Source organism: Paraburkholderia sp. BL25I1N1 (assembly GCF_003002025.1).
Taxonomy (GTDB): Bacteria; Pseudomonadota; Gammaproteobacteria; order Burkholderiales; family Burkholderiaceae; genus Paraburkholderia.
On record NZ_PVZB01000020.1, the window covers coordinates 94,784 to 111,770 of the forward strand.

Genomic DNA, 16,987 nt, shown 5'->3' on the forward strand with positions numbered 1-16,987 from the left:
CAGAAGGTTTTTAAAGCAGTGGCTAAAAGCAGGGCAACGCGCCTGAAGCGCGCGCACGAGGTGCGCGCGTGATGAAACATCTCGGCCGTATCGCCGCGTTAGCCGGCTTGCTGGCGTCACTCTGGCTCGTCTGGCACGACAACCCCGGCGCCGTGCTCGGCGCGCTGCGCGCGGCCGGCGCGGGACTGCTGCTGGCCGCGCTCGCGCACGTGCTGCCCATGCTGGCCAATGCCTGCGACTGGCGTTCGCTGATTCGCGGCGCGAATCGTCCGGGTCTTATCAATATGCTGCACGTCGTGTGGGTGCGCGAATCGGTGAATAGCATGCTGCCGGTGGCGCGCATCGGCGGCGAGGTGGTGTCGTTTCGCATGCTCAGACGTTGCGGCGTGCGGCCGTCCACGGCGGTGGGCAGCATCGTCGTCGATATGCAGCTGACGGTGATCAGCCAGCTGCTTTTCACGATGGTCGGCATCGGCTTCCTGTTCGCCCATGCGCATTCCGACACGCTGCGGCTCGCCGGACAGCTGGCGTGGGGCGTGGTGGTGCTCACGCCGCTGCTGGTGCTGTTCGCGCTCGTGCAGCACGCGAGCCCGTTCGAGCGCATCACGCGCGCGCTCAATCATCTGACGAGCGGCAAGCTCGCCGCGCTGGTCGGCCAGTCGGCGCAGATCGATCAGGCCATCAGGCTGATCTGGCGCCGGCGTGGCGCGGTGCTGCGCTATCTGTTCTTCTGGCAACCGCTGCAGTGCTTCCTCACGTCGCTGGAAATCTGGCTGGCGCTGCACTTTCTCGGCGTGCAGGTCACGCTCGTGGAAGCGGTGGTGATCGAATCGCTGATCCAGGCGATCAGCAGCGCGGCGTTCTTCGTGCCGGGCGGGCTCGGCGTGCAGGAGGGCGGCTTCATCCTGATCGGCGGCGCGCTGGGCCTCGATCCTTCCACCTGTCTTGCGCTGGCCGGCGCGCGCCGGATTCGCGATCTGGTGATGTTCGTGCCCGGCCTGGTCGCGTGGCAGTTCGCGGAGTCGTCGAACCGGGCACCGGAGCGCGCGTTCGAGCGCGCGCCTTAAAGGCGCACGTCACGCGGCGTAGCAGCACCCGCACGAGGGCGCCGCAGTTCGCGGCGCGCGGGGCGCATGGCCACAAGCAAGCACACCCTCACAAGCCGGGCGCGTCGATGCGAGACCGTTTCTGCATTCTCCTCAACTCGCCTGCGCATAAGCCGGAAACGACACCTCGACGGCGAGCCCGTGCTCGCCGATGCCTTTGCCCAGACGCAGGCTCGCGCCAAAATGCTCCGCGATGCGCGCGACGATCGAAAGACCCAGACCGCTGCCGGTGGCCTGATTGCCCGTCGCGCGAAAAAAGCGATTCGTCAGACGGTCGAGGTCGCCCGCCTCGACTCCGGGGCCGTCGTCGCGCACGGTCACCTGCACGCGGTCTTGCGCGTGCTGCACCGCCACTTCGATGCTGCCGCCGGCGTGCCCGTACTTGATCGCGTTATCGAGCAGATTGTCGAGCAGGATGCCGATCAGCACAGGCTCCGCGTCGATCTCGGCGCGCAGGTCGCCGAGCAGCGTCACGTGAATGTCTTTCTGTTGCGCGTTGCGCTCGTTGGCGAGCAGCGCGTCTTTCGCCACCGTGGCCGGTTTGAGCGGCGCGGTCGAAATTTTTTCATGCACGTCCAGACGCGCGAGCAGCAGCAACTGCTCCGCGAGCCGCGCGCTGCGATCGACGCCTTGCACCACGCGTTCCATGGCCAGCCGCTGCCGCGCCATGTCCGTTTCCGCCAGCGCGACTTGTGCCTGCACCTTGATCGCGGCCAGCGGCGTTTTCAGTTCGTGCGCGGCGTCGGCGGTAAATGCGCGTTCGCGCTCCAGCGAATGCAGCAGACGCGACAACAGCAGATTGATCGCATCGACGAGCGGGCGCACCTCGGTCGGCGCGCGGCCGATGTCGACCGGCTCCAGCCGGTTGACGTCGCGCGAACGGATGGCGCGCGAGAGCAGCCTGAGCGGCGCCAGACTCCAGCCGATGCTGAACCACACCATAACCGCCAGCACTGGCAGCGCGACCAGCGTGGGGCGGGCGATACGGCTCGCAACGCCGCTCACCAGATCGCTGCGCGTATTGGCCGGTTCGAACACGCGCACCGTATGGCCGAGCGCGGTGTCGCGCAAGGTGAACGAGTGATACATCTGGCCGCCGAGCGTAATGTCCCGCGTGCCGCTCACCGCCGGCACCGGCAGATCCCAGGCATTGAGTTCGCGCAATTGCGGGCTGCCCGCCAGCACCTCGCCGTTCGCGCCGCGCACCTGGAAGAGCGCGTCGCGCGGCAGCGCGTCGTCGTCGTCGCGGTCATTGGCGCCGGGCTCGCCGCCTTTTTCTTCCTCGCGCACGTCGATGCGCGCATTGGCGAGCGTGGTGAGATTGCGCTGATCGAGCAGGGCGAGAATCTGCGCGAGTTCCGCGAGACGCGCCTCTTCCCATTCGGCGACCTCGCGGGTGGCCTGACGATAACTCGACACCAGCGCCACGCCCCAGACCAGCGCGATGCTGGTGAGAACCAGCAGCACGAGACGCCGGCGGATCGACGCTCCCATCATTCTTTCTCCACGACGTAGCCGATATTGCGCACCGTCTTGATCAGCTTGGCGCCGAGTTTCTTGCGCAGATTAGACACGTGCACCTCGATCGCGTTGCTCTCGATTTCTTCCTGCCAGCCGTACAGGCTTTCTTCGAGACGCGAGCGCGACTGGGGAATCCCCTGGTTGGTCAGCAACTGCATCAGGATTGCCCATTCGCGCGAGGTGAGCGGCACGCGCGTCGTGCCCACTTCGACAGTTTGCGCGGCCGGGTTGACCGTCAAATGCTGATAGCGGATCTGCTCGACGCTGCGACCCTGCGCGCGGCGCAACAAGGCCCGGCAACGGGCGACCAGTTCGGTCAGATCGAAGGGCTTGCCCAGATAGTCGTCGGCGCCCGCTTCGAGGCCGCCGACGCGGTCGACCACCGTGCCCCGCGCGGTCAGCACCAGCACCGGTACGTCCTTGCCCGAATCGCGCAGCCGTTTCAGCAGTTCCATACCCGACACGCGGGGCAGGCCGAGATCGAGCAGCACGAGGGCGTAGGCGGTGGTGTCGAGCGCGAGACCGGCCTTGTGGCCGTCGCGCGCCCAGTCGACCGTGAAGCCGGCCTGACGCAGTCCCGCTTCGATGCCGCAGCCGATCAGATCGTCGTCTTCTACGAGGAGTACGCGCATGAGTCCGTTTTTTCCATTCGATGTTTCATTGCAAGGCAACCGCAATATTTAAGCAAGCCTGCAATGTAATCCGAAGTTTAACCATGTTGTCATCACTCGCTTTATACGCTTACTTGCTTAAGGTTTCCTTCAGCTTGGATCGCTACTATCGCCCCTCAACAGGTCACGAGACCCAGCCATGAAGCCAGCCACCGTCGACATGCTGCGCGCCCACCTGATGGTGGCCTCGCTCACCGCCATGGGCGCCGAAGTGCTCGCCTGCATCGCGCTGCTGGTACTGCCGGTTTCGCAGAGCGCCTTCAGCTCCATGTCGTTCCGCCTGCTCGCCATTGCCGTGATTTTCAGCGGCGTGATCGTGACACGCCAGTTCGCGCATGCCGCCTTCGAACTCGCGTTGCAGGGCCGTTTCGCCACGGGCGTGAGCCGGCCTTCGCGGCCGGTCGCGATCGCCGCGAATTGTCCGCGGCGCTGGCTTGTGATTCTTCATTTGCGCCTGACCGGCAGGGCGTTCGTGCTGGCCGAGCACTGACGGAAGCGGACGATGGCGCCGCACGCGGTGACGGCATGTCAATGGGTTCTGCTGGCCGTCTGCTCGAGCGCGTCCCTGTACGCGCTGCTGGCGGCGGTCGCGATGCCGTTTTTTAGTTCGCGCCGCGGTGCGGCGGGTCGCACCGCTCATTCTTCCTCGCACATTTCGCAACCGCAGCAGCGCTTCGCGCAGGTCGGCGTCAGCGTGCTCAAGCCGCTGTGCGGCGCGGAGCCGCGTCTGTACGACAATCTGCGGACCTTTTGCGAGCAGCATCATGCGCATTTTCAGCTCGTGCTCGGCGTGTCCTCGCCGGACGATTCCGCGATTGCCGTGGTGCGCCGTCTGCAGGCCGCCTATCCGTCGCACGATATCGAACTCGCGATCGACGCGCGCGTGCACGGCAGCAATCTCAAGGTCAGCAATCTGATCAACATGGCCGCGCGGGCACGCCATGAGGTCATCGTGATCGCCGACAGCGACATCGCCGTCGAAGCCGATTATCTCGACAGCGTGGCCGCGCCGCTCGCGGATCCGCGCGTGGGCGTGGTCACGTGCCTCTACGTGGCGCGCGGCATCGGCGGCTTCTGGCCGCGCGTGGGCGCGCTGTTCATCAACGAATGGTTCGCGCCGTCGGTGCGGGTCGCGCACGCGGCCGGCTCGCGCCGCTTCGGCTTCGGTGCGACGCTTGCGTTGCGGCGCGCGACGCTCGAACGCATCGGCGGTTTCGAGGCGCTGAAAAACTGTCTCGCGGACGACTACTGGCTGGCCGAACACGTGCGCGCGCTTGGCCTGCAAACCGTGCTCTCGCGCGTGATGGTGGCCACCGACGTGATCGAGCCGACGTTTTCCGCCTTGTGGCAGCGCGAAACGCGCTGGCTGCGCACGATTCGCTCGGTGAATGCGCCGGGTTTCGCGTTCCTCTTCATCACCTTTCCCACGCCCTGGCTAGTGGCCGGCGCATGGCTCAGTGCCGGCCTTGCGGCCGCTTCGCTGGATGCGGTGCACACGTGGGCCGCGTTCACGAGCGGGGCCGGGGCGGCTGCGGGTCTCGCCGCGCGTCTGTTGATGCATCTGCGCTCGGCGCGTCGTGAGCGCACCTTCTGGCGCGATTTGCCGCTCGTGCCGCTGCGTGATACGTTGCTGGCGTTGCAGTGGTGCGCCGCCGTGTTCGGCTCGCATGTGATGTGGCGCGGTGCGCGCGTGCCCATCGAGGCTGCGACGTCGAAGGCCGCGCGCAACGGCGCGTTGAATGTGATGGACGTGATGGAGGCGTCGGATGGCGGCTAAGCCACGCGCATTGATCGTGACCGCCGACGATTTCGGTCTGCACGCGCGAGTGAATCTGGCAGTGGAGCGAGCGCATCGCGACGGCGTGCTGAGCGCCGCGAGCCTGATGATCGGCGCACCGGCCGCGAGCGACGCGGTGGCGCGCGCCCGCGCGTTGCCGCGCTTGCGTGTCGGCCTGCATCTGGTGCTGGCCGACGGCGACCCGCTCGCGCCGCGCGCGGCGATTGCGGCCTTGCTCGACGAGCATGGCCGCTTCGGCGACAACATGGTGCGCGACGGCGTGCGGTTCTTCTTTTTACCGCACGTGCGCAAGCAGCTTGCGCGAGAAATTCGCGCGCAGTTCGATGCCTTCGCGCAGACCGGTCTGACGCTCGATCATGTCAACACGCACAAGCATTTTCATTTGCATCCGACGGTGCTCGGACTGATTCTGGAGATCGGCCGGGAGTATGGGATGAAGGCGATGCGCTTGCCGTTCGAAGCGAACGCGCCGCTATGGTTGCGGCCGTGGATCGCGCGGGTCAAGGCGCGTCTGGATCGCGCCGGCATTGCGCATAACGATTATGTGGTGGGGATCGCGGACAGCGGCCGAATGGATGAGGCGGCGTGGCTGGCGGCTCTCGCCGATCTGCCGCATGGGGTGGGGGAGATTTACTGCCATCCCGCGGTGGCGGGGGAGCAGGTGTTGAGCGACGGAATGAAGATGTACCGGCACGAGGATGAACTGCGCGCGTTGTTGTCGCCGAAAGTGGCGATGGCGATTCGGGCGGCGGGGGTGCGGGTTGGCGGGTTCGGGGATGTGCTGAAGACGGATGTTCCATAAGCGCGCGGCTCGCTTTGTCTTTGAAGCGTGCCGCGCGTCGCCGGGCTATTGCGAGGAGCACAGATTCATCGACTGAAGCGGTATCGTACCCGGCATATTTTCTGGCTTGATAAGCGAAAACGAGGCCCACTCGTTCTCGTTCACATACACGACGCCCGCTTTGCATAACATCTGCGCTTGTCGCGGCTCGCCTACGCAATTGACCGAGCCGATCGCGCATCGTTGCCACGGAGCAAGCGTCCCATGCGCTTTGACGGGGCCGAACTCCTTGCCCGTGTAGGTCTGCACCGCACGCGTCGTAATGCTCATGTGCAGGAACTCAAGAGTTGTTCGAACTGGACGCGCTGCTTCGGCCTCGGCGTAACGTGCGTGTAACTGCCACATGTAAATTGAACTCGCCGGCGCTAGCACTACCGTGCAGAGAACACCGCAAACAGCCAACACTCGTCTGACGGTCGCACAACGTTTTCGTATCGCGATGTATCCGCCGAGAACAAAACTCAGAACACACGTCGCGGTCGTTGCGAAAAAAACGCCGAAAATTTGGTTCTCGCATTCGTATCCGCATCTCTGAGTGAACGCTGACAACAACCCGGAAGCTACCCACCCGGTCAATGCTCCGACCAGAGCGAATACGAACAGACCGATGGACTGCCTCACTTTATCTCCCAGAACAGAATTTGTTGTGACCCGCGCAGGTCGGAGAAGCCGATGCGTGTTCCAGGAAGAAACGATTGCCAGCCGAATACACGGCTTACTGTCGCAACGGCACCAAGCGGACCGCTAATCGTAAGCCGCGAGCCATTCCAGAGGTCGATGTGTCCGCCACTCGCGTTGCTGGCATCTTCACCTTCGCGAGTCCAGTACCGCGAAAACTGGATGATGCCGGTGCGCCCCTTTACCTTTGAATCCCACTCGGCACCGGTGACGTCTTCAGCAATCGGGAGGCCCAGGAAGGGACGCTGTTTCAGCCATTGGCCTAGTTCGTCCGCTCGGGTTGCGGTGGCTTTGCCGTCAAGCATGATTCGGCCGATAGTTGGCTGACCTGAAAGCGGTTTGACCAGTTTCGCGGAAAACGACTTCATCTCGATGCCGAGCCGATGAAAGGCCACACTCATACGGATCGCACACTGATCCTCGTACGCGGGGTTATCGTACGGATTTCCAGAAGGGTAGCTATCCCACAGATCCTTGAATGTAATTGCCTTTAACTGGACTTCCTTGACTGAATCCGGCGTCGAGTTGGTCTTAACCACGGTCTTTTTATTCGGCATCGCTTAGGTGCCTTCACATCGCGCAAGCGCTTCATCGCCCCAATGCACAGTGTAGAAACCGCTGCTTGCGCCGGTCTCGATGCGTGGCAGAGTGCCTCCCGCTTCAGCGCGTCCCGCGACCAGTTGGCCATCAGGCGTCTCGATCACAAAGGGATAACCTTCAAGAGTGGCGCCGACGACGAGGGCGTGGACCTGTTCGTCATATCGGCCCGATGCCGAGCGAACGGCGTTCACCGTCGATGCCGCTGAGACATCTTCGACGTTAGGCAGGGCGCGGCCAGCTTCAATAAAAATACCGGGGTTTTTGCCCGCGATTGCGCGGTTGTTTCCGCACGGACATAGCACAAGGTCGCCTTCGAGCACGACAGGCCGCGTCTCTTCGAACATCCCCTGACCGGTTCCGAGTATTCTGTGCACACCATTGCAATTGCCGCAGGTTGCACCGTCTCCACACAAGGCGATCTGTGTGCCGCCGTCGATGATGGTCGACGAAAAGGCGATGACCATGCCGCGCGTCGTGGTCCGGTCCCCGTTGCGCACAGCCGCCTTAAGCATGGAAGTTGCCCTCGCACGTTACGTCGGACGCAAGCCGCGCGAAGTCGGGGTCGCGTAAAGCAGAGAGGATTTTGTCGAGCGTATTTTTGTGCTTCTGATGTCGTGCCATTTCGAGTCTCCAGTCGGGATAGCATTGCCTTTGCCGCGGCGCACCTGAACGGACACGCGCACGCGGTAAGGCATTACCAGCGAGACTGGCGACTGGTTATATCGGACAATTCCGAAAAGAGGGGGGCTACCGTTCGCTCACGACCGACCGATCATTGACTCTCCTAAATCGCCTCCTTCTTCATCAACAACTTCAACAGCACCGGCAGCAACAGCAACACCAGCGGCAACTGCACAATCAACCCGGAAATAATCGCAATCGCCAGCGGCTGCTGCATCGCCGAACCTTGCCCAAGTGCAAAAGCCAGCGGCAGCAGCGCCAGAATCGCGGCGATCGTCGTCATCGCGATGGGACGCAGACGATTGCGCCCGGCGCTCAGCAACGCGTCCTCGAATGGCATCTCGTCGTCGCGCACGAGTCCCTGCAACTCCGACACATAAAAAATCGCCACCTCGGTCACGATGCCGATGATCATCGTCATTCCCATCATCGCGGAGATGTTCAATTCGATGCCGGTGACCCATAAGCCGATAAACACCGCGCCCGCCGCCAGCAACGGCATCGCCATGACCGCCAGCGCGACGCGAAAGCGCTCGTAGAGAAACAGCAGCAAGCCGAACACGAGCGCGATCGCCGCGCCGAACACGCTCAACAGTCCTTTGAACGCAATCTGCTGTTGCTGATACAGGCCGCCCAATTCGTAATACACGCCGGTGGGCAACAGGCTCTTATCGCTGAGCGTCTTCTGCACGTCGGCGATCGTCGAGCCCAGATCGCGGCCGTCGATGCGCGCCGTCACCGCCACCATCCGTTTCAGATTGTCGCGGCTGATCTCCGGCTGGCCGGTCACCGTCACCTGATCGGCGACGCGATCGAGCGCGAACAGATGGCCGTCGGGCGCGCGAATCTGCAACTGTCCCAGTTGCGTATCCGTGAGCTTCATTGCGCCGGCCACACGTACACGCACGCCGACCGTTTTCGGGCCGCTCTGGAATTGCGTGGCCACATTGCCTTCCACCATATCGGACACGGCCTGCGCGATCGATTGCGGGTCCATGCCCTCGGCCGCCGCCGCTTCCGGACGAATGTGCAGTTCGAGCGCGTCGCCGGCCGGATTGATGCCGTCGTTCACGTCCACCACGCCCTGAATCTTGCCGATCTGCGCCGCCACCTTGCGCGCGGTCGTCTCGAGTGTGTTCGGGTCGTCGGAATAGATCTTGATCTGGACCGGTTGCGGCACCGCCGTCAGGTCGCCGATCAGATCCTCCATCAACTGCGCGAGTTCGACACTCACGCCGGGCACCTGAGTCTCGACCTTCGAGCGGATTTCCTCCATGACGGTGGCGATCGGCTCGCGATTGCCGGACTTCAGCCGCACGAAGAAGTCACCCTTGTTCGGCTCGTTCAGATCGCCGCCGAGACCGGCGCCGGTACGACGCGAATAGGTCGCGACATTCGGGTTCGCGCGAATAATGCCTTCGATCTGTTTCATCAACCGATCAGTCTCGCTCACCGACGTGCCCGGTTCGGTGTGGTAATCGAGCACGAAACCGCCTTCGTCCATGCTCGGCATGAAACCGCTGCCCACGCGCGTGAACGCGAACGCGGCCACCACGATCAGCGGCAGCAGGCCGAGCAGCACGAGCACTGGCCGCGCGGTGACGCGCTCCACCAGAAACGCGTAGCGCCGGTTCATCCACGAGGCGAAGCGGGTTTCCCGGTGTTCCTCGGCGTCTTTCGGTTTCAGCCAGCGGTCGCACAGAATCGGCACCGCGAGCCACGTGACGAGAAAGGAAATGAACAGCGCGCTCGCCATGGTGACGGAGAGCGCCTTGAAGAACGCACCCGTCACGCCGGATAGAAACGCCAACGGCACGAAAATGATCAGCGTCGCCGCCGAAGAGCCCGCCAGCGGCCGCGTGAATTCGAGCGCCGCCGCCATCACGCGGCCATGAAAAGCGCGTGCGCCACCTTCGCGCATGCGCCGCACGATGTGCTCGATCATCACGATCGCGTCGTCGATGACGAGACCGACGGCGGCGGCCATACCGCCGAGCGTCATGATGTTGAAGCCCATGCCGAACACGTCGAGCAACAGGATGGTCGCGGCCATCACCACCGGCACCAGCGCGACGGCGATCGCGGTGATCTTCCAGTTGCGCAGGAACGCGAACAACGTCAGCGCCGCCAGCACCACGCCGATCATGATCGCGTCGCGCACGCTGGTGGCCGAGGCAATCACCAGTTCGCTCTGGTCGTACCAGTTCGACAGATGCACGCCGGCCGGCATCTGATGCTGGAAGTCGGCGAGCTTCGCGCGGATCGCCCTGGCCATCGCCACGCTGTTCGCGCCCGGCTGCTGGTACACGTTGATGAGCACCGCGTCCTGGCCGTCGGCGGTGACGCGCATCCATTGCGGCACCACGCCCTGGCGTACGATCGCGACGTCGCCGAGGCGGATCTGCGTCGCGCCGCTGGCCGACACCACGACGTTGCGCAATTCGTCGAGCCGCGTAATGGTGGTGTCGGCGATCACGAGGTAGAGCTTGTAGTGATCCTCGATGCGGCCGTTCGCCATCAGCACATTGCTCGCGCCGATCGCCTTCGACACATCGGAGAGCGAGAGCTTGTACGCGGCGAGCCGCGCGGGATCGATCGCGACTTCGAACTCGTCCTGCGCGCCGCCTATCACGTCGACCCGCGCCACGCCTTCCACCGAAGACAGCAACGGCCGCATCTGGAACTGCGCGAGATCGTGCAGCGTGGAGAGCGACTGCTGCTGCGAAGTGAGGCTATACGCCAGCACCGGAAACACGGTCGGGTCCATGCGCCGCACCTGCATCGAGGTGCCTTGCGGCAGCGTCGCGAGAATCTCGCTGATGGCCGACTGTGCCTGCAAGGTGGCTTGCGCCATGTCGGTGCCCCAGTCGAAATTGATCGAGATTTCGGCCGCGCCGCGGCTTGTTTTCGATTCCACGTCGCGCACGTTGGGCACGCGCCGCAGCGCTTCTTCGACCGGCATCGTGACGAGCGTGGCCATCTGTTCGGCGGGGCGGTCGCCCGCGTCGAGCGAAACGACCGCGCGCGGAAACGCGACGTTCGGGAACAGCGAGATCGGCAGGCGGAACGCGGTCAGTGCGCCCGCTATCGCCAGCAACGCGATCACGAACAGCAGCGAGCGGCGGTGCTTCTGCATCCATTGACCGAAATTCATCGCGGCGCGCCTCCGCTGATTCGCACCGCCATGCCGTCCTTCAACTCATAGTTGCCGCTGACCACGAGGCCTTGCGCGGCGTCGAGCGGGCCATCCACGCCGTAACGGTCGCCGTTCTCGACCTGCGTGGTCACCGCCACGCGGCGCGCCTTGTTCTGCGGCGTGATCTGGAACACGTACGCGCCTTGGCCGTCTTTCAGCACAGCGGCACGCGGCACGATCCAGTGCGTGCCGCTGCGGGTCTCGATGTCCGCGCTCACGCGCGTGCCGGGAATGAAGGCCGTCTGACCGAGCGGCACGTTCGCGCCGACATCGACGAGCTGGCTCTGCTGATCGATCGAGGCGCCGACCAGTGCCACGTGGCCGTTCGCCGAAGTCTTCGCGAGCGACGTGGACAGACCGTGCAACGCGACGAGGTCGCCGGTGTGGATCGCGGCGGCATCGGCGGGCTCGACGCCGAGCATCACGTTGGCGCGCGCGTCCTTGCCGCTGCCGCCCGCGAGTTGCAGGATCGCCGTGCCGGCTTGCACCTGATCCCCTTGAGCGGCCGAAACCTGCAGCACGACGCCGTCGTTCGGCGCGGTGATGATTTTGTTGCCGCTTGCCACGCCGGTCTGGTTCTGCGCGGCGAGCGCCTGCTGCGCGTCGTCGGCGGCCTTGCGGGCGCTGGCGAGTTGCGACTGCGTGGCGAGTCCTTTGTCGTACAGCGATTGCGTGCGCGCCAGCTCGCCTTGCGCGAGCGTCACGGCGCTTTTCGCCTGGGTTGCGGCAAGCACGGCGGCCGGGTCGGCCTGCACGAGGAAGAGCGGCGCGCCGCGCGTGACCGTTTGCCCGGACTGCACGCGCATCTGCACGATGCGCGCGGTGTATGGCAGATTGACGGTGGTGAGGTTCGACGCGGACGCCGCGACGACGCCATACGCGCGCACCGGCTGTGCGATCTCGGCGCGCTGCACGCGCACGGTTTGCACGGCGACCACGGGTTGCTCGGCGGTGTCGCCGGCGCTTGCCGCGCGGGCCGTATGAACGCCCGCGCACAGCAGCGTGGCGCAAGCGATCGAAATCGCACCGGCGGCAATGCGCGGCCGCAGCGCTGAAGTCAGGCTATTTCGCATGAGTGTCGGTCAAGGTGAGAGCGGTGGAGTAGGCGTCGGGAATCGCGCTGCCGAGCAGCGCCTGCAAGCCGACGCGTTGTTCGGCGAGCGACTCGCGCAAGGTCGCGACGTCGATCTGTTTGGTGAGCGCGGCGCTTTGCGCGTCGGTGTAGGCGCCGAGCGCGAGGTTGTGATCCGCGTAGGCCGCGGCCGCGTGCCGGGCGGCGAGGTCGACCTCGGGCAGCGCGGCTTCGGTTTGCTGCAACTGCCGTGTGAGGACCGCATTGTCCGCACGCAGATGCGCGACGTCGCCGTAAGCGCTGTTCAGTCGCGTTTGATATTCGTCGCGCAAACGCTGGCGGCTGGCCTGCTCGATTGCGACGTTGCCTTGATTGCGGTTGAAGATCGGCAGGCTGAGGTTGATCTGGAAGCCGCTTGTGTAGATGTTCGACGTATCGCGCGCCCGCACGAAGCCCACCGACAGACTGGGGAACTGGCTGAGGATCGCGGCGCGATATTTCTGTTCCTGCGCCTCGTAGCCTGCTTGCAGCGCGATCAGATCCGGGCGGCGCCGAGGCAGCCCGGCGAGCGCGGCATCGAGCGTCGTGTCGGAGAGCGGCTCGATGTTTTCGCCGCCTGTGAGTTGCAGTTGCACCTCCGGCGAGACGCCGAGCAGCGCGTTCAGATCATGGTGCGTTTGCTCGGCTGCGCGTTCGGCATCGGTGTATTGCTTGCGGGCGTCGCTATAGGCGAGGAGCGCGGCCGTCAACGTGTCGTCGGTGAGGTTGCCGTCGCGGCGCGCTTCGGCCATGCGTTCATAGCGCGTGCGCGTGAGCTCACGCTGGCGCTGCAAGAGGGGCAGCGTGTCCTGCTGAAAACGCGTCTTGATGAACAACTGCCGCGCTTGAGCGACGATCTGCCATTCCTGCCACAGCAGACCGAGGTCGGTTTTAGCCGCCGTGGCGTCGGCGGATTGTTTGTTGGCGCTGCGCAGCACGATCGCCATCACGTCCATGCTCAAGCCGTAGTTGAACGCGCGCACGGTGCCTATCTGGCCGGGATAATCGCTCGCTATGCTCAGTTGCGGGTCCGGCAGCAGGCCCGCTGAATAGGCCTGAGCGCGGGCAATGCCGAGGTCGTCGCGGGCCAGCCTCAGGTCTGGGTTGTTGGCGACCGCGAGCATCGCGACCTCGTCGATATCGAGTCCGTCGGACGGATCGAAACGATGCGCGGCCAGCTCCGGCAACGGCATGCTCGCCGGATCGATGCGGATGCGTTCGAGCGAATGGGCGGAGGTGGACGTATCCTGCGGCGCGAGCGGCTCGCGGTGATACCACGTGCAGCCGCCCATCAGCAGCGCGCAGAGCGGCACCAGCGCGCGCAACCGTTCGTAGGGTCGCGGTGTGTGGCCGGCCGCGGGCTCGGCCGCGGCGAACACAGACACGGCCGCCGATATCGCCGCGGACGCGGCATTGAGAACGGGCAAAATGCGGCTCCTGAACAAAAAAATGGGGCATCCGCGCGGGAAAGCCACGGAAAAGAAGCGATTTTGCTGATGGACTGCTTAAGACATGCTTAACGCCGATTTAAGCCTCCCTTCAGCCTCCCTTCAGTGTCCCTTCAGCAAAACATAAGCAAGCCATAAGGAAGCGTTAAGCTACCGGGCGGGACAATGCCGGAGCCAATAAGGGAGAGGAGAGGCCATGCGTCTGCTACTGGTCGAAGACGACGACATGATTGCGGAAACGGTCCTGGGCGCGATGCGCCGCTCCGGCTACGCGATCGACTGGGCCGAAGACGGCCGCGCGGCGGAACTGTCGCTCGGCAACGGCGTGTATGACCTCGTGCTGCTCGATCTCGGCCTGCCGAAGAAGGACGGCATCGACGTCCTCAACGCCTATCGCAAGAACGGCGGCGCCGCGCCGGTCATCATCCTGACGGCACGCGACGCCGTCGACGAACGGATTCGCGGCCTCGACGCCGGCGCCGACGATTATCTGATCAAGCCATTCGATCTCGACGAACTGGCCGCGCGCGTGCGCGCACTGCTCAGGCGGCGCACCGGCCAGAAGCAGCCGGTCTACGCGCACGGCGAGATAACGCTCGACCCCGCGGCGCACGAGGTCAGCAAGTCCGGCGAGCCAGTGCCGCTCGTGCCGCGCGAATTCGCATTGCTGCAAGCGCTGATCGAAGAGCCGACGCGCGTGTTCACCAAGACCGAGCTCGAAGAAAAACTGTACGGCTGGGGCGAGGAAGTGGGCAGCAATACTATCGAAGTGCACGTGCACAGTTTGCGGCGCAAGATCGGCGCGGACCAGGTGGTGACCGTGCGCGGCGTGGGCTACCGTCTGAAGAGGTGCTGATGACGTCGATTCGCCGCTGGCTGCTGGGCTGGCTGATCTTCGGTCTGGCGGCTGCCTCGGCCGTGGCCGGCTACGGCATCTTTCACACAGCGCGCGAGGAAGCGAGCGAACTGTTCGACTATGAATTGCGCACGATCGCGCTGTCGCTGCCGTTGAATCTCGCCGGCACGGGCGACCGCGAACATCGCGACCCCGACCTCGGTGGTCTGGCCGACGACCGGGTCGTCATCGAAATCTGGGACGGCGCGGGCAAGCTGATCTATCACTCGCTGCAGGCGCCGGTGTTCGCGCGCCAGCCCCCGGGCTACGACACGGTGGAGCGCGGCGAGTATCACTGGCGCACGTTCGCCGTGCAGCAGGGGGAACGCTATATTCAGGTGGCGCAGCCCATCTCCGTGCGCGAGGACCTCGCGATGCGCCTTGCGCTGCATACGCTCTGGCCGCTCGGCGTGCTGGTGCCGGTGACGATCGTGCTGGTCCTGCTGGTGGTGGCGCGCGGACTGGCGCCGATTGGCGGGTTGTCGCGCGCATTGTCCACCCGTACGATCGATTCGCTGGAACCGCTGCGCCTGGACGGCAGCGTGCCGGTCGAGATCAGGCCGCTGGTCGAAGCGCTCAACGATCTGCTGCAGCGGCTGCACACGGCGTCGCAAGCGCAACGCACGTTCATCGCCGATGCCGCGCACGAGTTGCGCTCACCGCTCGCCGCATTGAAGCTGCAATTGCAGGCCGCGTCGCGCGATGGTTCGTTAAAGGGCGAAGGCCAAACGCTCGAACGCGTCGAGGGGCGCGTCAACCGCATCATTCACCTGGTGCAGCAACTGCTGGCGCTCGCGCGTGAAGACACGCATCCGGTCACGGCGATGGTGCCGGTTAGCCTGCGGCGCATCGGCGAGCAGGCGGTGGGCGATTTTTCGCTGCTGGCGGAAACCAGGGAGATCGACATCGGCCTGGAGTGCGAAGGCGCGCGCACGGAGGGGGACGCTTATACCGTGCTGGCCGAGCCGCACGGCATGAGCGTGCTGCTAGGCAATCTGATCAACAACGCGATCCGGCATACGCCGCGCGGCGGACGCGTCGACGTGATCCTCAAGCGTGACGGCACGCGAGTTGGCTTCGAAGTTGCCGATACCGGCTCGGGGATTCCGGAGGCCGAGCGCGAACGGGTCTTCGACCGTTTCTATCGCGGCGAAGGGGCGCAAGGCGAAGGCAGCGGCCTCGGGCTTGCGATCGTCTCGCGCATTGCCGCGCGGCATCAGTTGGATCTGTCTCTGCGCAACAACGAAGGCCGGCCCGGCTTGCGGGTGTCCGTGTCCGGTCTGAAGGCGCATGAGATCGGCGCGCCAGTGGCCCTTAGAATCTGACGGTGTTCGATCCACGCCGCCACGTTCAAGCGCCGCGTTCGTTGCTGGACGAAAGCGCCGGCGGCGGATCGTTCGACGCATCGCCGGACTCGGTGCTCAGCGTCGCGTCCAGTTCCGGCGCGCTCGACACCTGGCGCAACTCGTCAGCGATGATCGACACCAGCGCATCCGCCGCGGCGCTCAACGGGCGTCGCGGATGGCTCACGCACACGATATGCCGCACGATGCGCGGCGCGAGAATCGGATAGGCGCGCAGGCTGCCCCGGTGCACCGCGCGCTGCACGGCGATCCGCGGCAGAATGGTCGCGAAGTGGGTGCTCTCCACCAGCTTCACGATCGTGCTCAACACGTCGATTTCGAAGCGCGGCGCGAGCAGCACGTCTTCATGCTGTGCCGCCGTATCGAGCACGCCACGCAAGCCGTGACGCTTGGTCGGCAGCACCAGTTCCAGTTCCGGCAGTTGCGCGAGTTCAATGGCGTGCGGCAACTCGGGGCCGTGCTCGGCGCTCGTCACCAGCACCATTTCCTCGTCGAGCAAGGGCTGCGCGTCGAGTGAGAAGCGCGCGCGCGGTTTGTTGATCAAGGCCGCGTCGAGCTGGCCGCCCGTTACCCAGTCTATGAAGGTCGCGCTGTAGCCGTCGGCCACGGTTACTTCGACATGCGGATAACGCGCGTGAAAACGCGACAGCGCATCGGCCAGCACGCTTTCCGTGACCGATGCGATCAGCCCGATCGACACGTGGCCGGTCACCACCTCGTCGCGCTGCACGAGTTGCTGACGCGCGTGCGCGAGATCGCGCATGATCGGCAGAAAGAGCCGGTACATGAGGCGGCCGGCAGCGGTCGGCGCCATGCCGTGCGCGTTGCGCTCGAAGAGCTGCTGGTGCAGTTCGTCCTCGAGTTTGGCGATCTGCATGCTGAGCGCGGGCTGCACGATGTTCAGGCGTTTCGCCGCCCGCGTGACCGAACCGTCCTCGAAGAGCGCGATGAAATACTGGATTTGCCTGAGGTCCATGTTGGTATGAATAAAACATCAGCAAACGTAATGAGAAAGACGCGCGGTATCAGATAAAGGCAGGAACCGCGCTCCACGGATGCTCCGGAACCCTCGCTCCG

At 64.7% G+C, this 16,987-nt stretch carries 15 protein-coding genes; 6 read left to right on the forward strand and 9 right to left on the reverse strand.

The genetic code is table 11. The features are described 5' to 3' along the window. Positions 1 to 71 precede the first annotated feature (71 nt). The gene (locus tag B0G73_RS27520; protein ID WP_106284332.1) at positions 72 to 1,067 is read left to right on the forward strand and encodes a flippase-like domain-containing protein; all 996 of its coding nucleotides are present in this window, start codon (positions 72 to 74) and stop codon (positions 1,065 to 1,067) included. A gap of 132 nt (positions 1,068 to 1,199) precedes the next feature. Here the strand turns inward: B0G73_RS27520 and B0G73_RS27525 are convergent, their stop codons facing one another. Continuing rightward, positions 1,200 to 2,603, reverse strand: coding sequence for an ATP-binding protein (locus B0G73_RS27525; protein ID WP_106284333.1), 1,404 nt, complete (start codon positions 2,601 to 2,603; stop codon positions 1,200 to 1,202). Beyond that, positions 2,600 to 3,259, reverse strand: a complete 660-nt coding sequence (locus tag B0G73_RS27530; RefSeq protein WP_106284334.1) for a response regulator transcription factor — start codon at positions 3,257 to 3,259, stop codon at positions 2,600 to 2,602. The genes B0G73_RS27525 and B0G73_RS27530 overlap by 4 nt, the downstream gene beginning before the upstream one ends. A gap of 178 nt (positions 3,260 to 3,437) precedes the next feature. Here B0G73_RS27530 and B0G73_RS27535 point away from each other — a divergent pair, with 178 nt between their 5' ends. Genes B0G73_RS27535 through hpnK form a run of 3 tightly spaced genes read left to right on the forward strand, consistent with a single transcriptional unit; the run spans position 3,438 to position 5,898 of the window. Continuing rightward, a complete protein-coding gene (locus B0G73_RS27535) occupies positions 3,438 to 3,788 on the forward strand; it encodes a hypothetical protein (protein ID WP_106284335.1) in 351 nt (116 codons plus the stop codon). Between the two features lie 12 nt (positions 3,789 to 3,800). Then, positions 3,801 to 5,075, forward strand: a complete 1,275-nt coding sequence (gene hpnI, locus B0G73_RS27540) for a bacteriohopanetetrol glucosamine biosynthesis glycosyltransferase HpnI (protein WP_106284336.1) — start codon at positions 3,801 to 3,803, stop codon at positions 5,073 to 5,075. Then, on the forward strand, positions 5,065 to 5,898 hold the full coding sequence (gene hpnK / locus B0G73_RS27545; protein WP_106284337.1) for a hopanoid biosynthesis-associated protein HpnK: 834 nt from the start codon (positions 5,065 to 5,067) through the stop codon (positions 5,896 to 5,898). Before hpnI ends, hpnK begins: the two co-directional genes overlap by 11 nt. Before the next feature lie 45 nt (positions 5,899 to 5,943). Here the strand turns inward: hpnK and B0G73_RS27550 are convergent, their stop codons facing one another. The 6 genes from B0G73_RS27550 to B0G73_RS27575 form a co-directional block, all read right to left on the reverse strand. Continuing rightward, a complete protein-coding gene (locus B0G73_RS27550; RefSeq protein ID WP_106284338.1) occupies positions 5,944 to 6,207 on the reverse strand; it encodes a hypothetical protein in 264 nt (87 codons plus the stop codon). A 347-nt stretch (positions 6,208 to 6,554) separates the two neighbouring features. Continuing rightward, a complete protein-coding gene (locus B0G73_RS27555; protein WP_106284339.1) occupies positions 6,555 to 7,172 on the reverse strand; it encodes a type VI secretion system amidase effector protein Tae4 in 618 nt (205 codons plus the stop codon). Between the two features lie 3 nt (positions 7,173 to 7,175). After that, positions 7,176 to 7,727 (reverse strand): PAAR domain-containing protein, encoded by a 552-nt coding sequence (locus tag B0G73_RS40165; protein WP_146144242.1) that lies wholly within the window; start codon positions 7,725 to 7,727, stop codon positions 7,176 to 7,178. A 272-nt stretch (positions 7,728 to 7,999) separates the two neighbouring features. Next, positions 8,000 to 11,050, reverse strand: coding sequence for an efflux RND transporter permease subunit (locus B0G73_RS27565; protein ID WP_106284340.1), 3,051 nt, complete (start codon positions 11,048 to 11,050; stop codon positions 8,000 to 8,002). After that, positions 11,047 to 12,165 (reverse strand): efflux RND transporter periplasmic adaptor subunit, encoded by a 1,119-nt coding sequence (locus B0G73_RS27570; protein WP_106284341.1) that lies wholly within the window; start codon positions 12,163 to 12,165, stop codon positions 11,047 to 11,049. The genes B0G73_RS27565 and B0G73_RS27570 overlap by 4 nt, the downstream gene beginning before the upstream one ends. Beyond that, positions 12,155 to 13,630: a TolC family protein gene (locus tag B0G73_RS27575; protein WP_258193496.1), complete on the reverse strand. Its 1,476-nt coding sequence runs from the start codon at positions 13,628 to 13,630 to the stop codon at positions 12,155 to 12,157. The genes B0G73_RS27570 and B0G73_RS27575 overlap by 11 nt, the downstream gene beginning before the upstream one ends. Positions 13,631 to 13,847: 217 nt before the next feature. Between B0G73_RS27575 and B0G73_RS27580 the strand changes: the two genes are divergently transcribed. Together B0G73_RS27580 and B0G73_RS27585 are read left to right on the forward strand one after the other, a co-directional pair. Continuing rightward, entirely contained in the window at positions 13,848 to 14,507 is a 660-nt protein-coding gene (locus B0G73_RS27580; protein WP_106284342.1) for a response regulator, read from the forward strand. Beyond that, positions 14,507 to 15,871 (forward strand): ATP-binding protein, encoded by a 1,365-nt coding sequence (locus tag B0G73_RS27585; protein WP_106284343.1) that lies wholly within the window; start codon positions 14,507 to 14,509, stop codon positions 15,869 to 15,871. The genes B0G73_RS27580 and B0G73_RS27585 overlap by 1 nt, the downstream gene beginning before the upstream one ends. 25 nt (positions 15,872 to 15,896) lie before the next feature. Here the strand turns inward: B0G73_RS27585 and B0G73_RS27590 are convergent, their stop codons facing one another. Next, positions 15,897 to 16,886 (reverse strand): LysR family transcriptional regulator, encoded by a 990-nt coding sequence (locus B0G73_RS27590; RefSeq protein WP_106284344.1) that lies wholly within the window; start codon positions 16,884 to 16,886, stop codon positions 15,897 to 15,899. Positions 16,887 to 16,987 lie beyond the last annotated feature (101 nt).

Coding starts and splice junctions, on each gene's coding strand:
- B0G73_RS27520 (WP_106284332.1), top strand. CDS start 72: ATGAAACATCTCGGCCGTATCGCCGCGTTAGCCGGCTTGCTGGCGTCA.
- B0G73_RS27525 (WP_106284333.1), bottom strand. CDS start 2,603: ATGATGGGAGCGTCGATCCGCCGGCGTCTCGTGCTGCTGGTTCTCACC.
- B0G73_RS27530 (WP_106284334.1), bottom strand. CDS start 3,259: ATGCGCGTACTCCTCGTAGAAGACGACGATCTGATCGGCTGCGGCATC.
- B0G73_RS27535 (WP_106284335.1), top strand. CDS start 3,438: ATGAAGCCAGCCACCGTCGACATGCTGCGCGCCCACCTGATGGTGGCC.
- hpnI (WP_106284336.1), top strand. CDS start 3,801: ATGGCGCCGCACGCGGTGACGGCATGTCAATGGGTTCTGCTGGCCGTC.
- hpnK (WP_106284337.1), top strand. CDS start 5,065: ATGGCGGCTAAGCCACGCGCATTGATCGTGACCGCCGACGATTTCGGT.
- B0G73_RS27550 (WP_106284338.1), bottom strand. CDS start 6,207: ATGAGCATTACGACGCGTGCGGTGCAGACCTACACGGGCAAGGAGTTC.
- B0G73_RS27555 (WP_106284339.1), bottom strand. CDS start 7,172: ATGCCGAATAAAAAGACCGTGGTTAAGACCAACTCGACGCCGGATTCA.
- B0G73_RS40165 (WP_146144242.1), bottom strand. CDS start 7,727: ATGCTTAAGGCGGCTGTGCGCAACGGGGACCGGACCACGACGCGCGGC.
- B0G73_RS27565 (WP_106284340.1), bottom strand. CDS start 11,050: ATGAATTTCGGTCAATGGATGCAGAAGCACCGCCGCTCGCTGCTGTTC.
- B0G73_RS27570 (WP_106284341.1), bottom strand. CDS start 12,165: ATGCGAAATAGCCTGACTTCAGCGCTGCGGCCGCGCATTGCCGCCGGT.
- B0G73_RS27580 (WP_106284342.1), top strand. CDS start 13,848: ATGCGTCTGCTACTGGTCGAAGACGACGACATGATTGCGGAAACGGTC.
- B0G73_RS27585 (WP_106284343.1), top strand. CDS start 14,507: ATGACGTCGATTCGCCGCTGGCTGCTGGGCTGGCTGATCTTCGGTCTG.
- B0G73_RS27590 (WP_106284344.1), bottom strand. CDS start 16,886: ATGGACCTCAGGCAAATCCAGTATTTCATCGCGCTCTTCGAGGACGGT.